The organism is Undibacterium sp. Di27W, assembly GCF_049340345.1.
Classification (GTDB): domain Bacteria; phylum Pseudomonadota; class Gammaproteobacteria; order Burkholderiales; family Burkholderiaceae_D; genus Undibacterium.
Genome location: NZ_JBMPOS010000006.1, coordinates 284,223 through 299,382 on the forward strand (window position 1 = coordinate 284,223; position 15,160 = coordinate 299,382).

Annotated in this window: 13 protein-coding genes; 5 read left to right on the forward strand and 8 right to left on the reverse strand. The window is 52.1% G+C overall.

The genetic code is table 11. The annotated features are described in order from the left end of the window. Positions 1 to 10 precede the first annotated feature (10 nt). The 3 genes from ACO0LF_RS14675 to ACO0LF_RS14685 all read left to right on the forward strand — a co-directional run bounded on the left by ACO0LF_RS14675 (position 11) and on the right by ACO0LF_RS14685 (position 1,921). Positions 11 to 208: a hypothetical protein gene (locus ACO0LF_RS14675; RefSeq protein ID WP_423015131.1), complete on the forward strand. Its 198-nt coding sequence runs from the start codon at positions 11 to 13 to the stop codon at positions 206 to 208. Between the two features lie 11 nt (positions 209 to 219). Beyond that, complete coding sequence (locus tag ACO0LF_RS14680; RefSeq protein WP_423015133.1) at positions 220 to 1,326, forward strand: patatin-like phospholipase family protein; 1,107 nt, start codon at positions 220 to 222, stop codon at positions 1,324 to 1,326. Positions 1,327 to 1,399: 73 nt separating this feature from the next. Beyond that, a complete protein-coding gene (locus ACO0LF_RS14685) occupies positions 1,400 to 1,921 on the forward strand; it encodes a hypothetical protein (protein WP_423015135.1) in 522 nt (173 codons plus the stop codon). Between the two features lie 182 nt (positions 1,922 to 2,103). Here the strand turns inward: ACO0LF_RS14685 and ACO0LF_RS14690 are convergent, their stop codons facing one another. From ACO0LF_RS14690 to ACO0LF_RS14720, 7 genes are all read right to left on the reverse strand, one after another. Then, positions 2,104 to 2,595, reverse strand: a complete 492-nt coding sequence (locus ACO0LF_RS14690) for a hypothetical protein (RefSeq protein WP_423015137.1) — start codon at positions 2,593 to 2,595, stop codon at positions 2,104 to 2,106. 141 nt (positions 2,596 to 2,736) lie between these two features. Next, positions 2,737 to 3,558, reverse strand: a complete 822-nt coding sequence (locus ACO0LF_RS14695) for a LytR/AlgR family response regulator transcription factor (RefSeq protein WP_423015139.1) — start codon at positions 3,556 to 3,558, stop codon at positions 2,737 to 2,739. Positions 3,559 to 3,572: 14 nt separating this feature from the next. Then, entirely contained in the window at positions 3,573 to 4,724 is a 1,152-nt protein-coding gene (locus ACO0LF_RS14700) for a sensor histidine kinase (protein ID WP_423015141.1), read from the reverse strand. Positions 4,725 to 4,741: 17 nt separating this feature from the next. Next, positions 4,742 to 5,719, reverse strand: coding sequence for a sterol desaturase family protein (locus tag ACO0LF_RS14705; protein ID WP_423015143.1), 978 nt, complete (start codon positions 5,717 to 5,719; stop codon positions 4,742 to 4,744). Between the two features lie 630 nt (positions 5,720 to 6,349). Continuing rightward, positions 6,350 to 8,188, reverse strand: coding sequence for a tetratricopeptide repeat protein (locus tag ACO0LF_RS14710; RefSeq protein WP_423015145.1), 1,839 nt, complete (start codon positions 8,186 to 8,188; stop codon positions 6,350 to 6,352). A 364-nt stretch (positions 8,189 to 8,552) separates the two neighbouring features. Then, the gene (locus tag ACO0LF_RS14715) at positions 8,553 to 9,479 is read right to left on the reverse strand and encodes a pseudouridine-5'-phosphate glycosidase (RefSeq protein WP_423015147.1); all 927 of its coding nucleotides are present in this window, start codon (positions 9,477 to 9,479) and stop codon (positions 8,553 to 8,555) included. Positions 9,480 to 9,528: 49 nt separating this feature from the next. Next, positions 9,529 to 10,629, reverse strand: coding sequence for a PfkB family carbohydrate kinase (locus ACO0LF_RS14720; protein ID WP_423015149.1), 1,101 nt, complete (start codon positions 10,627 to 10,629; stop codon positions 9,529 to 9,531). 149 nt (positions 10,630 to 10,778) lie between these two features. Here ACO0LF_RS14720 and ACO0LF_RS14725 point away from each other — a divergent pair, with 149 nt between their 5' ends. Next, the gene (locus tag ACO0LF_RS14725; RefSeq protein WP_423015151.1) at positions 10,779 to 11,078 is read left to right on the forward strand and encodes a hypothetical protein; all 300 of its coding nucleotides are present in this window, start codon (positions 10,779 to 10,781) and stop codon (positions 11,076 to 11,078) included. 411 nt (positions 11,079 to 11,489) lie between these two features. After that, positions 11,490 to 13,265 (forward strand): hypothetical protein, encoded by a 1,776-nt coding sequence (locus ACO0LF_RS14730; RefSeq protein ID WP_423015153.1) that lies wholly within the window; start codon positions 11,490 to 11,492, stop codon positions 13,263 to 13,265. Between the two features lie 193 nt (positions 13,266 to 13,458). On the opposite strand, the gene ACO0LF_RS14735 is transcribed toward ACO0LF_RS14730, so the two are convergent. Continuing rightward, entirely contained in the window at positions 13,459 to 15,150 is a 1,692-nt protein-coding gene (locus tag ACO0LF_RS14735) for a hypothetical protein (RefSeq protein ID WP_423015154.1), read from the reverse strand. Positions 15,151 to 15,160: the final 10 nt, after the last annotated feature.

Consider the following 15,160-nt stretch of genomic DNA (forward strand, 5'->3'; position numbering starts at 1 on the left):
AGAGGAACTTATGCACTATCGTTTAATCAGCCTTAATGAACAAAAAGAAATCGTCAAATCCACCGAAGCAGGTGATGATTTTATGGCGGCAGTCAGCCAGGGTGCACATCTGCGCCATGAATTGAATGCGGCCTATCAAGTCGACCTGATCTCGGTCACCCATGATGGTGAAGAGCACAAGCTGGTGCAACTCGGCGGCTTTGTCTGAAGAAACCAACTATGGCCAACCAGGATACCGTATTGATTTTGCAGGGCGGTGGTGCCCTGGGGGCCTATCAGGCGGGTGTGTATCAGCAATTGCATGAAGCAGATACCCCGCTGGACTGGATCATAGGCACCTCCATCGGTGCCATCAACAGCGCCCTGATTGCGGGCAACCCGCCAGAGAAACGCATTGCGCAAATGCGCGCCTTCTGGGACAGCCTGGCACCCGATGCGGTAAGCCGTAGCAGTTTCTGGCCGACGTTTTCTCCGTGGATGAATCTCACCAATAATTTCAATACCCTGACGGCAATAACGCAGGGCGTCAATGGTTTTTTCAAACCGCGCTTTGGTGCAGCCTGGGATATCAATGCAACGGTGCCGATAGAAGAAGCCGGTTTTTATGACACTTCCCCCCTCAAGACCACGCTGGAAAAATATGTGGACTTTGATTACCTCAACAAGGGGCCGATCAGGGTCAGCATTTGTGCCGTGGATATCGATAGTGGCCAGGGTGTGGTGTTTGACAGCAAGAGAGGCCGCATAGGTCCTGAACACATCATGGCCAGTGGTGCCCTGCCGCCCGGCTTTGCTCCGGTAAAAATCGGCAAGCGGGCTTATTGGGATGGTGGCGTGTATTCGAATACACCTCTTGATGTATTCCTCGATGAAGAAAGACATGCCGACGCCCTGTGCTTCATGATAGATCTGTGGGACCCTACCGAAACCCGGCCTACATCGATCGCTGCTGCCATGACGCGCTATAAAAGCATACAGTATGCAAGCCGTTCTGCAGAGCAATTGCTGATCTATCAGCGCATGCAAGACATGCAGCGCGCCATACGCACACTGAGCGAACGCCTGCCAGTCGCTGAACGCAACAAAGAAGACTTACAACCCCTGATCGCCATGGGTTGCGACCACACCATTAATGTCGTCCACCTCATCATGAAGGCGCTACCGGACGATAATTATTTCAAGGATGTCGATTTCAGCCTGGCAACCATGGAAGCCCGCTGGGCTGCCGGTATCAGTGACTGCAAACGCGCCTTGCGCCACAAGTCCTGGCAAAACCCCTTGCCACCGCATGCCGGGCTGGTGATCCACGAATTGCCGCAAGAGTGAATTGACTGGTTTCCTGAATGAGCAACAGGTTTGATGTTTTCAATTTGTGTTGCACCAAATGATGGAGTCAAGCATGTCAACAAGCAATCGCACTACCTGGAAGCTTCTGGCTGATACCTATTGGTATGTCACTTATCCTGACCTGCCAGCATTGCAGTTTTCAAGCAGCGACAATGTATTGAGCTGGACTGGCGACCAGACTGTCTGGCATATTTCTGGCTATAAGAATGGTTATTTTTGGGGTGTATCCTCAGCCCTGCTATTTGATCCGGAATCAAACGGCAAGACCAGGCCACCTCAACAGCGCAGCATGCTGGGTACAGTGACGGCGAATGGCCAGGTACAAATCAGTTTTATCGGCAATAAGCATTTCCAGGAAACGGTCACCGGTTTTGGCCAGATGAGCAAGGTCGATGAACAATGGGTATTCCAGATGCAGATGGCGACCTCATTCAACGGCAGCCAGACCCTGCACTGGGCCAATATGATGCAAATCACGGAGACTGATCCTGGCTGGGAGAAATTGCCAGGTGTGAATTGCTCAGTAGCAGACATGCTGGAAGGCGCGAGCTACCCGCAATTTGAGAATGCGTAAGCGAGTCGCTCTTTTGGTTTATCTGCTACATCCGGCATAAAAAATCTTGACCACGGGACCGTTGCAGGCGCAGGCGGCTGCTCTGCAAGCGATCCGGGTGTGTATGAGTTTGCTGCTTGTTGATTGTTGATTGTTGCATGCAAAGACAAATCAACTTCCGTTTTTCTTGCTGGAATATCGTTCTAGATGGAGAGCAGATTCAAAGCTACCAGCATAAAACGTGTAAAGAGTCCAATGAGTGTCCAAAGGATAAAAGACCTTCCTGTGAGCTTGGCGATGATGCCGAAGAACAAACCAAAACCAAAGAGTTTCAACAGCGACTTGTTCGCTTGTTTGAGTACATCTTTGTCGCTGCCCACATCCGCAGTGCTGGCAGCAGTGTTTTTTTCAACCGCAGGCTCGGCTGGTGTTGGGAGAGGGATGTTTATTTGAGGCTTGGCAACTGCATCACTGTCGATCAGCCCTTTTTCATTGACACGGCCAGTTTCCAACTCCATACCAGGGTCACATGTCGTGCTCTGCCAGAATTGCGATCCATCACTATGCTTGCAGTAATACGCTTTATCACCAGGGTTTGGATCCGTCGCATGCACGCTTGCCGCGCACGCAAAAAAAAGGCCCGCAAATATTGTGATGCGCGTTACTTGCTGCTGAATGCGTATATAAAAATGCATGGGAGTACGTTAGTCAAAAATAGGAAGTGGCCGAATATACCGGATTTGACATGGCTATACCAGTGGAATACTTGCAATTGTCAGCAGTCTAGCCGTGTATCAGCGTTCAGAAATTCTAAGCAGCCTGCCACGAAATAATGCTCACAGCCCTTTGAACAGATGCAGATACAGGCGGCTGACTTGCAGGCGATCCGGGCAATTGTGCAGATTGAGCATGAGCTTGCCGTTGGCCTCACGCACGGCGCTGGCAATGGCATCACAGCGCACGATGGTGCCCCGATGGATTTGCCAAAAGACTTGCGGGTCCAGCTGGGGTTGCAGTTCGCGCAAGGAAATGCGTATCAGGTGTTCGCGGCTGGCTGTTACTACCCGCACATATTTATCGGCAGCTTCCAGATAAATGATCTCCTCTACCGGCACCATGACGATGGTATTACCCGTCTGGACTTGCAGCATCCGCAAGGCTGGCCCTGGCTGTGGCGCTGCATTGCTGTCTAGCAGGCTGCGCAGTTGCTGCATCAGGTCGGGTACCGCTGGCATTGTCGATACTGCTGGATTTGTGGCTGCCCTCACCCTTTGCTGCAAGGCCACCTGCACCCGGCTACAGGTGTGCGCCATGCGCTGGGGTTGCACGGGTTTGAGCACATAATCAAAAGCCGCGCGCTCAAAAGCCTGCACGGCATATTGGTCATAAGCGGTGACAAACACGATCAGTGGGAAAGCGGCAGCTTCGTCAGGCCAGTCTTCGGCCAGTGCTTGCGCCACTTCCAGTCCTGTCATGCCTGGCATGTGGATATCCAGGAAGAGCACATCCGGCCGTAATGCCAGCGCCTGTTGCAAGGCGGCTGTGCCATGGGTGACATTGACCAGCACCTGCAAGTCTGGCCACAGCTGCGCCAGTTCTGCCTGCAGGTTGGCTGCGAGCAGGGGTTCGTCTTCAGCGATCAGGGCAGTGGCTTTCATAGGCGATAGGCGATCTATTGCTGGTTCGGGCTGGAGTAGTGTAGTGGCAAACGCACGATGGCCAGGCTGCCACCCTCGGCATCATCGACAGTCCTTAGTTCAAGGCTACCCGCCTTGCCATACAGGGCTTGCAGGCGTTCGTGCACTTGTTGCAGGCCAAAGTGGCTGCCTTGCTGTTGCCTGCCCCCTACGCCTACACCTAAGCCTACGCCTACGCCCGTATCCCGCACGCTGAGCAATAAGACATCGGCTTCGCGCCGTGCACTCAGTACGATATGCCCGCCCTCCAGTACCGGGTCCAGCCCGTGTTTGATGGCGTTCTCTACCAGCGGTTGCAATAACAGAGGCGGCACCATCAAGTGCGCAAGTTCAGCTGGCAAATCGAGCTGATGTTGCAGGCGGCTGCCCATGCGTATTTGCATCAGGCCAAGATAGTCGTCGATGCGGGCGAACTCAGCCGCCAGCGTATGGGTATTGTTGCGCGAAGCTTCCAGCGTGGCGCGCAAAAAATCCGTCAGGCGATCCAGCATTTCCTGGGCGCGCGGCGGGTCCAGCCCTATCAGGACACGCAGATTGGCCAGGGTGTTGAACAGCATATGCGGTTCTAATTGAGACTGCAGCAGCTTGAGCTGGTTTTCGGCCGCAGCCCGCAAGGCAATTTGTGTGCGCATTTCCATCAAGGCGATGCGCCCGCGCGTATAAATCAGATACACCAGGCCGGTGGTACTGACCAGCACCACCGACATCACCAGCGTCAGTGTGCGCGCATTGTTCAGGATGTCGCCAGGCTGGCGGTGCTGGCCTGTGAAAAGATTAGCCAGCAAGGTGCCAAAATAAAATCCTGCCACGCCCGAGACAATGATCCACGGCCCCATCCAGATCCAGCCCGGCCAGTTATACTTCGCCGCAGCATGTGCTGGCTGGTATTTACGTAAATACCAGACCATGCCGTGACGGCCAGACTCCAGAAAAACCTGTATCAGCACGCCTATGCACCCGACATACACCAGCGTAATCCCAAAAGGATCGCGAAACATGATGCTGAAATAGCAGGCCGCCCCCAGCATGGCTGGAATACTGATGCGCAATTCACGCCACAGCCAGTGCAGGCGACGGCGTAAATCATGTGTAGGTGTGGACAGAGGTGTAGGCAGAGGCGCAGACATGGTAGGCAGATTATGCGTCAATTATGCGGTGATGGAAACAGGGCTTGCACCGGTTTTTGCTTCTGCTGCTGACTATGCACCTTATTCAGTTGTTGATCCTGCGGCTGATCTTGACCAGCGCCCTGCTCACGCGCCTTCAGCTCCGCCGTGGTATTGCCAGCCCCGTCTGGTACCCAGCCCGGCGGCATCAACAAATAACCAAAGAGCGCCCGCAAGCTACGCACTTTTGCCAGATCGCGCACCAGGTCCCACCATGGGCCAAATTGTATCTTGAACGGGTTATAGCTGGTGACGGGATGTACCAGGCCGTAGCGGCAAGGCAGGTCTTCGCGCTCCGCCACATAAGTCCCGAACAGGCGGTCAAAAATCACCAGCACACCACCAAAATTAGCATCCAGGTAAGCCGTATTGGCGGCATGATGGACCCGGTGTGCAGATGGTGTGTTGATGATGCCTTCCAGCCAGCCCAGCCTGGGTATCCAGCTCGCATGTATCCAGAACTGGTACAGCAAATTCAATGTCAACACAGAAAACACAGTACGGACATCAAAGCCCAGCCAGATCAGCGGAGTAAAAAACAGAGCCGTACCAGACAGCTTGCTGAATATGCCTATGCGCACTGCTGCCGACAAATTCAATTCATTCGGCGTATGGTGCACAGAATGCGTGACCCAGAACCAGCGCACCCTGTGGGCAGCGCGGTGATACCAGTAATAGCAAAATTCCTGCCCCAAAAACAAGAGCAGCAAACCCACACCCGTATTCAACTGTATCGTCGTCAACCTGTTCATATATGCCCAGCTTACCAAAGGCGCGGCTATCGACAGGGGCAAGAGGATATTGACCGCAATCCGGCTCACCAGGTCTAGCGCTGACACAGCAAAGGCCCGCCAGTCATAAGCATGACGACGCGACAGCACAATACCCTCGATTAGAGCCAGCACCAGTACGACAGGTACGGCAACAAAGAGCAGGTAGTAATCTAAAGACTTCATGGCGAGGCTTTCACAAGAATGACATAGACAAAATCGGGGCCCCTGGCCAGCCAGACCTCTGCGCATGCTGTCTTGCAAGTTTCAGCAGAAATGAAGGAAGACCATGAACCGTCCCCTATGTTTGATCAAAGCACCGGCATCTGCCACAGGCATGCGACGAAAAAAGCCGGGCCGGGCGCGAAATGACAGAAATGCGGCGTCAAATTTTGCCGTCAGCAGATACCGTCACAATGAAGCACCAGCTATACGCCCTGTAGGAGCGGCTTCAGCCGCGAAAACCTGTCATGAGCAGAAATAGCCGCCACGGCACAATGTTCGCGGCTAAAGCCGCTCCTACAGAATGAAGGAAGCTTGCCTGTACTATAGTCATACTGAAAGCGCCTGGCCGTTAACACGATGGATTCCTGCCTGCGCAGGAATGACGACATGAGGGGTCAGGTTTATTGGGAGTGTGCCAGCTATTGCGTTTGGCGGACGCGGGAATTACCAGATAGTGGGACTCGTCAGTGCACGTCAACATCCTGGTAGGGTGCGCTACACGTATCATTCGTCGATAGGCGCGGCAAGTTTGTCTGTCATTTTTTCTATGAGTGACAGGCGATATTTAACTGCATGGCCTCAAGTACCTGCTTAAAATAATTCAAAAATCCGCGTTTCCATATATTTTTCAGCCGCGTTAGGATTGCAGCGCTCAAACCATACACTGGCTTGCTGTAAATCTCTGTGCACACCCAAGCCATTCTTGTACAACATACCCAAGCACTTCATGGCTGGGCCATGTCCTTGCTCTGCAGATTTGTGGTACCAGTCGATCGCGATCTTAAAATCATACATTACACCCATGCCCGTCATGTACATGTCGCCCATGCGACATTGGGCCATGGCATCGCCTTGCGCTGCGGCCTTGCCATACCAATACACCAGGGTACTTTCATAGTATTCCCATACATGGGGGAGAGGGAAATCCTCGCTCGGTTTTGGACTTCTGTCGTTGCTGATATTAGCCATCAATAACTGGGCATCGAGGTTACCACCATTTGCAGCCTCCGCCAACGCGGTTTCATCCAAACCATCCAAGTCAGGCCGTTTTATATCCGCCAGCAATGCTATGGCAAGCTCTGACTTCCCTTGCAATGTCAGGATTTTTTCGCGTATCTGACGCACGGAAAAGAAATTTTCCTGATTATTACATCGCACCAACTCCGCCTCATAGGCATGCACATACGCACTCAGTGCCTCAGCATTCTTTCCTTGCAAATGGCAAATATCACCTCTCACCACCTCTACTTTAATCAGATTACATTCTGACCAGACGAGATTATTTTTACTAAATATTGACACCGTTTTCCCGATCAATTCTTCAGCAAATTCAAACTGCTGCATCTCTGCGGACCATAGTGCAAACTGCAATAGTGACAAAACATCTTCTGCGCTAAACTTGGGGCATTCTGCAAAATATTTTATTGCACGTTCAGAAATAACACGAAATGGCTCAAAACGATATTGGACGCGATAGACTCTTGCTAACTCCAGTAAAATTTCTTTGATGCAATCACTCTGAGCTCCATATTTTTCTATATTAGAAAATGCTTGCTCGGCAATATGTTGAGCGTCTGTGATCAGACCAAAATCAAGTAACAAGGATACGAAGACCTTGAGGTTATTACTCAACGCACGACTATCGAAATCTTTATTGTATTTGGCATACAAAAACTCCGTTGTAGTCTTGTACAGTTCTAGAACTTTCGTAATATTGGATTCTTTTAAATAGAGCTTGGCGAGTGGGTCGGGAAAAGGCTTATCACGGTTAAATCCAAGCAAATCTCTTTCAAACTCTATCTCTCTGACTTTGATGAGTTGTTCGAAAAGGCGATCTCCGGGACCATAAGTCACTTGCAAAGGACATCTTACCCAACCATAAAATGCTGGGTTTTCAGTAAAGTTGGCACGCATTTGATAACCAGTTTCTGGATCGTATGGTGCGGGGTTATAGGCGAGTTCGAAGTACAAGTCGCAGTCTTGTTCAAATGGTCTTTGCCCCATAAATTCGTAGGGGAAGGTCCGAAAATACTGTTTACGTGTACTTTCTTCGTGGCCGCCATGACGAAACCACTGGTAAAAAACTTCCAAGTGAAAATAGAGGGCAAAATATCTCTTCTCAGAACAAACGGTATAACGGTCTATCCTTAGTCCATTCAAGAGACGTATTATTCTAGAATTTCCCCATTCGCAAGGTGCTTGCTCAAACAAGGTGAAACGCACGGTTGGATACAAAATCGACAGGGTTTCCAGATAATTTATATGGTAATCATTTTTCCTTTGATAGGTATAGACCAAAGCGTCGTCTTTTTTCCAGCAATTACAGGCACGCTTACGGGCACTATAGTCATAGTGGAGCAAGAGCGAAGGCAGTTCCATCGTATCGTCGATGTTTTCTGCCATGATGATGATATTCTGTTCGAAACCCATATGTATATCAGGAAGGTAAATACTATGATGCAGCCTTGATGTGAACTCGCTGGCCTATTGGGGATTTTAACATTGCAGTCAAATCCCGTGACTGGCTGTTATTCTTAAGGATAAACCTGGTGCCAGCGCATGGCGCTTAACACCATGGATTCCTGCCTGCGCAGGACTACCGACATGCGGGGTCGGGTTTATTGGGGAGTGTGCCAGCTCCTGCATTTGGCGGATTTGGTATACGCGGGAATTTGCAGACAGTGGCACTCGTCCGTGTGCTTCAACATCCCGGTAGGGTGCGCCGTGCGCACCACTCATCGATAGGCGCGGCAAATAAACTGGTGCGCATGGCGCACCCTACAGAATGGTGTTTTTACACTGTACGCTTACGTAAATGATGCAGTGCTAATGCCAATTGCGTACCGACGACGGCATTGTTTTTGACCAGGGCGATATTGGTTTCCAGGCTGCGGCCTTGTGTCATTTGTTTGATGCGATTGAGCAGGAAAGGGGTGATGGCTTTGCCGCTGATGTCCATCTCGTCAGCCAGTTTTAAAGCTTGCTGGGTGATGCTTTCGATTTCTTCTTTGGGCATGGCAGATTCCACTGGCACGGGGTTGGCGATGACGATGCCGCCGTTTAATCCCAGGGTCCATTTGGCGTGAATGAATTCTGCCTGTTGTTCTGCGGTGTCGAGCTGGAAGTCTGCCTTGTAGCCGCTGTCAGTGGTGAAGAAGGCCGGGAAAGCAGCTTGGCCCACACTGACGACGGGCACGCCATGGGTTTCCAGGTATTCCAGCGTCAAGCCTATGTCGAGTATGGATTTGGCACCTGCGCAAACCACGGCAACGGAAGTGCGTGCGAGCTCCTGCAAATCTGCCGAGATATCGAAACTGGTTTCAGCACCGCGATGGACGCCGCCTATGCCACCAGTGACAAACACTTCTATGCCTGCCAGGGCGGCGCAAATCATAGTGGCAGCAACGGTGGTCGCGCCGAGTTTGTTGTTGGTCAGTGCATAGGCCAGGTCACGGCGGCTGACCTTCATGGCCTCGGGTGAGTTGCCCAGTAGCTCGAGTTCTTCGTCACTTAGGCCTATGTGGATTTTGCCATTCATGATGGCGATGGTGGCAGGTACGGCACCGCCATCACGGATGATTTGTTCCAGCTCGCGGGCAGTTTGCACGTTTTGCGGATAAGGCATGCCATGCGAGATGATGGTGGATTCCAGCGCCACCACAGGTTTGGCGGCCAGGCGGGCGGCGCGGACTTCGTCGGATAGAACCAAGTATGATTGCATGATGTTTCCTTTTTTAGAGATACAAGAAATATCCTGTATTAGTCGTGTACTAAGCTTCTTCAAAAATAGTGGGGCTAATTGTTGCAGCCACAGTCGCATCGCTTTCCAGCGTCAATTTTGCCAGTTTCAAGCCATATTCACAGGCCAGGCCCAGGTCATCTGGCTCACGGTATAAAGACCAGGCCACGCCTGCGGCAAATGCGTCGCCTGCCCCGGTGGCATCACGCACTGCGGCAGCGGGTGCTGGCAAATGCCGCATGCCTTGCCCGGCATCACTGCTGGTGTAGCTCACACCGTCCACACCCATGGTGACGATCACATCTTGCACGCCGCGCTGCTGCAATTGCTGGCAAGCTGCAGCCATTTCGGCATCGCTATTAATGCGATGAGCGACGGCAGCTTCGAGTTCCCCCAGGTTCAGCAATAACAGGCGCAAGCCGCGCAAGTCTTGCGGCAGGCGTGCCATCTTGGGTTCTGACACAGCCACCATCATCAGCGGCATGGCTTGTTGATGTGCTTCTTGCAATAACAAGCCTATGCTATCCGTGGGTAAATTCAAGTCGGCGATGGTGAAGGCGGCATGGCCGCGCTGTGGCTGGCGGCTGTGCAGATAATCTGGTGTCAGGGCTTCGCAGCATTCCATATGGGCCAGGGCCAGCACCATGTCGCCCTCATCATTGAGCAAGGCAGTATAGCTGCCGCTATGCATGCCAGCAGCTTGCAGGCATGCCTTGATATCGATGCCGACGGCTTGCGCGTGGGCCAGCAGGCTTTGCCCGGCAGCATCGTCACCGACGGCACACAGCAAACGTGTGGGCAAGCCCAGGCGTGCCAGGTTCTCGGCAATATTGCGGGCAACACCACCAAAGGCTTCATGCTGGCTGACAGGGTTGGAGGTGCCCATCTGCACCGGCCCCAGGGTACGCAGCTTGCGGTCTATATTCGCGCCGCCTATGCACACCACAGGGCGCTGGTCGGGCAAGACATAGGCACGGCCCAGCAGGCGCTTATCGCGGATCAGGGCTGCGATATGCCCGGCCACGGCAGAACGCGACAAACCTAGCTGGTCTGCCAGTTCTTGCTGCGAGATAAAGGGCTGGGCAGCAATGAGCTGGTAAAGCTGTTCTTTTTTGGAGGCGTGCTGTGTCATTTTCTTGCTGGACCATATCGATGCTTAAAACAATTGTTTTTAATAATAAACATTTGTTTTTACAGAGTCAATGAAGAATTTACCGCTAGCCTCAGCAAATCAGCTGCTCAGGGGTAAAATTATTTATTAGCCACTAGAAAAGACCCGATATGGAAGACCTCGAAGCCATACTCTTATTCGAAACCCGTCATGGGCAAGTGAATGACTTGCTGGGCGGCTTGATCAGTTTGCGCTCAGCGTACTGGGCTGAGCAATATCATGCAAAGGTTCCCGATGAAGCTGAAATCAAGCGACTTGAAGAGGAGATGTTGTTTTTTTCAGCCCTGCGTAGCCGTGCACTACTCATGTCCATAGAAGAAATAACGCTGGTGATCGAACAATACAGGCCGCAGTTCAAGGAAGAAGACAGGATAAGAAGAGAGTATGAAGCAGCCAGGGGCGGTACATGAGATCGCCCAACTGCGACCTATTGAGCTAGAAGGCAATGAGCAAATTGCCGCAATAAACCTGGCATGACAGGCAGAGACCGCATCCAAACTGCGGAATGGAAGACTGCCGAGCCTGACACCCAATTGCCCCTGATGCCCGCTGACATCACTCCTCTCACGCATAACTTCTTCCCCTCCAGCAATAAGTGATCTGGCTTTGTCGCATCTGTGCACATGCATGGGCAGACAATCTTTAATTATTAATAAATTTACTAATCTTATTTGCAACTTAAGATAAATAAATGTTAATCTTTACTTGGCAGATCAGGCCTCAGTCCAGGATAGCTCTGCTACTTCAATCTATTGCTTTTCTGCATCTTACTGATGTTGGGCGCAGCATAAACCAGACCAAATCCAAATACGAGGGAACCCATGAACAAGCTCAATTGCCACCAGGCCCTGCCTGGTTGTACCGTGAAAACCGCAAGCGGCTTCGCCTTATTGCTGGCAGCCTGCCTGGCACCGCTGGCACAGGCGCAAGTCTTGCCGACAGATGTCAAGCCTACCTGCACGACGTCCACCCCACCCTCCGCCGGTGCACCGCCTGCGCCAGCTTTTGCGCAATGGTTTGAACCGGCAGGTGTGCGCGTTGATGGGCTGGTCAAACCGGCTGACAGCGTCAATTTCCCGGATGCATCTGCCTGCAGCTTTTATCAATGGTCAGAGCAAATGTTTTTATGGCTGGTGTCGCCTACGCCCAAGAACCTGAGTGGTGGCGACCGGATATTTTTGTCTTCGGCTTTTTATGGGGTATCACCAGAAGTCAGTGTTGGCGGCAAACCCACCCGCACTTTCATTCCGCAAGATCAAAAGCATGCGATGAAATTCAGCCCCATGCTGACGCAACTGGGGCCACATAACTTGCCGATTGGTTTTGACAAGAGCGGCAAGTTAGTTGAAGTGCTGCCACCGCCAGCGGGTAACAAAAGACTGCTGCAACTGCAAACCCAGTTGAAGAATGGCAGCCTGGGAGAAAACGCCGTGCAAAGCATCAAGGCCAATGTCAACGGCGGCTTAAAGTATCAGGATGCTGCTGGCAATGATGTCGACGTCACCATAGGCCAGGCTGGCGGCAATGTGCTGATGGCGCAAAATGGCTCGCTGGTGTATTACTCTATCGTCACCAATGATTTGTACGCATACTTTTTCACGCAAAATGCGGCGGCTGATCCTAGCAAACTGCAATACCCCACCACGGCAGAAGAGTTGGCCAAGGTGGCTGACTATGCCAAAAAATCGAAATTCAAGCCTTTGGCTGCACCAGAAGCCCTGGCCATGGAAATCAAGATGTCATGGATAGAAACCACAGGTTTTGATGATGCCACCAAAAAGAAATTCATCACGATCAAGGCTGAGGTGCCCAAAGTTGATACGAACAATATCAAGTCGGCCAATCTGCAAAACAGCCCAACACGCAAGGTGGAATTAGCCCTGGTCGGCATGCACGTGGTTGGCAGTGCCAAGGGTAACCCTGAACTGATCTGGGCGACCTTTGAACATGATCACAATACGCCGAATGCTGAGTACTCTTATTTCGACGTCAATGGCGCAACCAAGACTGTGCCGCAAGATACCAAGGGCAAATGGTTGTTCAGCCAGGATGGTGCAACTGGCCCTTTTGATCAAAGACTGTATGACACTTCCAGCACCACCATCACCTGTCTTGATAAAAGCAATCCCTGCGTCGTCAAACCCAATAACACCCTGCGCTGGAAACCCTGGGGTGCTGCCGCCAACCAGAATCCCCGCCAGGCCGACCCCACTCATCCTGGTCCTGTAATCACGCCACCAGAGTCGAATACCGATATCATTTCCATCAACCAGAGCATCATCTCGCAACTGGCTGACGGCGATGTCCGCAAAAACTATCGCATGATAGGTTCAACCTGGACCACAGGCGGCAGAGCCCCCGACAAGGCAAGCGCAGGCGCCATCAACCAGGTAGGCACCAGCATGCTGGCCAACACCACCATGGAAACCGTGTTCCAGGGTGTCAATGTCGACTGGCTGGGTGATGTCAGCGGCAATCCCAAATACCCCAGCCTGAACTGCTTTGCCTGCCATTCGACGAATACAGTCAACACCAGTCATCTCTGGACTAAATTGACGCCGTTGCCGACTGCGCACTTAAAAGCCAAGAGCAAATAAAGCTTGCAGGCAGCGCCACGGAACATGCAAGTTCCAGTGGTGCTGTTTTCATGTAAAAGCACGCCTGCAAAAAAACAATTGCCCATCTCCCGGGCAATTGTTTTCATTCTCCGCTCGTGAACAACTGAACCATCCCGACTTGAGCCTGCTTCTGACTTCGCGATTGCTTAACTTCTTCCTTCATCTCTTTTCTTCATCTCTTCCCAGGCTCACCCGTCAAACGCGCATACATGTGCATGGTCGCACCCTGCAATTCTGGCGCCAGCTCAGTCAACATATCTGCCCTATCTTCAAGCGCCGCTTCGAAGGCCAGTATCAGTGGGCGTGCATATTTGTCGTAACCAAGCTTGCGCATTTCATCCAGGACGCGTGTAGCAGATGCTGGGATTTTTAATAGCGACGCAAGATATTTTTCTACAAATTCTGTACTGACCAGGAGATCGATATTTGCCGTCAGGCTTTCGAGCGTTTCTTGTACCCCAGCTATCTCCAGGGTGTTAAAGGCTTGTAATCCGGCAGCCTGTGGCTGGCCAGACTGGGAGGCATAGACGTGTTCGGTCGAGGCCACACCAGGAGCATTTTTTTTCTGAACAAACACACTACCCGCACTACTCTCACTACTCTCTTTCAACTTGGTTCGTAAATCATCCTGGTCATACATGGACTCAAAAAACCTGGCCAGTGACATCACGTTTTGCCGTATGCGCCACGTTGCGCGCATTTGCAACCACAAGCGGAACATTTGTTCGGCGATGCGGTATTGGGTGCGGCCATGGGCGGGGGACTTTTCTACCAGGCCCTCATTTTCCAGTATGCTCAACTGGGCAGAGATGCTGGTGGTGGGCAGATCGGTATAATTTGCGATTTCTGCCGCGGTATGGCCAAAGCGCAAACCCAGTTTGGCATCGTGTACGGCCAGGGCATGCATGATGACCTGGGCTTGTTCTGACAAGTCTTCTATACGGGCCTTGTAGTAAGGCGTGGTGATGTCCATCAGGCGTTCAAAGTCTTCTACTGCGCGGCTATTGGGGCCACTACGCAGCAGCTCAAATATCAAGCCGAGTGCGCGTGGATTGCCGCCCGTCAGTTCAAACAGGGCTTCTACACGGGCTGGATTGCTGTGCAGGCGTTCTTTGACTTCTGGCTGGTGTTGCGCATCCGCCAGATGTTCCAGCACGCTGCGTACTTCAACCAGGCTAAGCTTGCCCAGGCGCTTGGGTAAAAAGAAATCATAGAAAGCCTTGTCGTAGTCGATAAAGGCATCAGACAGGCGCACCGAGCCACCGATGACGATGGGGGAGGTACTGGTGGAGAGTGTTTCGCGCAAGGCCCAGTAAGCGGGGGAATGCGGGTCTTTGAGTTTGCGACCAGATTTGTCGATGCGATCAAACACCATGTCGAGATTATCGACCAGCATCACAGGGCGCTTTTGCAGCCTGGCACAAGTGTCTTGCAATAGCTGGAAGCCAGCATCGGCAGCCAGCGTATTTTTGTCAATATGCGCTCGCGCCTGCGCTATGGCTTGCTCAAGTTTTTCTGCTTCATGGTCTTGTTCAAGATGGTCGAGTTCATCAACCAGGGCATCACAGGCTGCCCACCAAAAGTCTGCCAGGTTTTTAACCTGGTATAACTCTTCTGGAAATGACAGGGCGATCAGGTGATCACGCAAGTCCGGGTCACGCCGTATGGCGATGGCCAGGCGTTTTAATAAAGTGGTCTTGCCTGCGCCACGCACGCCCACCAGCAAATAGTGCTGGACACTGCCCACCAGCGGTGCCCGGGCCAGTTCTGCGCGCATGAAAGCAAAGTCGTTCTGGCGCGCCACAAAGCTGGCCAGCAAGGCTTCTTCTGTGAGCCAGTCGGGATTGTAGTGGTGGTTCATCATAGCGAGCTCA

Bases quoted from the DNA above. Each gene is read 5' to 3' on its own strand.
- ACO0LF_RS14675 (WP_423015131.1), top strand. From the start codon at position 11: ATGCACTATCGTTTAATCAGCCTTAATGAACAAAAAGAAATCGTCAAA.
- ACO0LF_RS14680 (WP_423015133.1), top strand. From the start codon at position 220: ATGGCCAACCAGGATACCGTATTGATTTTGCAGGGCGGTGGTGCCCTG.
- ACO0LF_RS14685 (WP_423015135.1), top strand. From the start codon at position 1,400: ATGTCAACAAGCAATCGCACTACCTGGAAGCTTCTGGCTGATACCTAT.
- ACO0LF_RS14690 (WP_423015137.1), bottom strand. From the start codon at position 2,595: ATGCATTTTTATATACGCATTCAGCAGCAAGTAACGCGCATCACAATA.
- ACO0LF_RS14695 (WP_423015139.1), bottom strand. From the start codon at position 3,558: ATGAAAGCCACTGCCCTGATCGCTGAAGACGAACCCCTGCTCGCAGCC.
- ACO0LF_RS14700 (WP_423015141.1), bottom strand. From the start codon at position 4,724: ATGTCTGCGCCTCTGCCTACACCTCTGTCCACACCTACACATGATTTA.
- ACO0LF_RS14705 (WP_423015143.1), bottom strand. From the start codon at position 5,719: ATGAAGTCTTTAGATTACTACCTGCTCTTTGTTGCCGTACCTGTCGTA.
- ACO0LF_RS14710 (WP_423015145.1), bottom strand. From the start codon at position 8,188: ATGGGTTTCGAACAGAATATCATCATCATGGCAGAAAACATCGACGAT.
- ACO0LF_RS14715 (WP_423015147.1), bottom strand. From the start codon at position 9,479: ATGCAATCATACTTGGTTCTATCCGACGAAGTCCGCGCCGCCCGCCTG.
- ACO0LF_RS14720 (WP_423015149.1), bottom strand. From the start codon at position 10,629: ATGACACAGCACGCCTCCAAAAAAGAACAGCTTTACCAGCTCATTGCT.
- ACO0LF_RS14725 (WP_423015151.1), top strand. From the start codon at position 10,779: ATGGAAGACCTCGAAGCCATACTCTTATTCGAAACCCGTCATGGGCAA.
- ACO0LF_RS14730 (WP_423015153.1), top strand. From the start codon at position 11,490: ATGAACAAGCTCAATTGCCACCAGGCCCTGCCTGGTTGTACCGTGAAA.
- ACO0LF_RS14735 (WP_423015154.1), bottom strand. From the start codon at position 15,150: ATGATGAACCACCACTACAATCCCGACTGGCTCACAGAAGAAGCCTTG.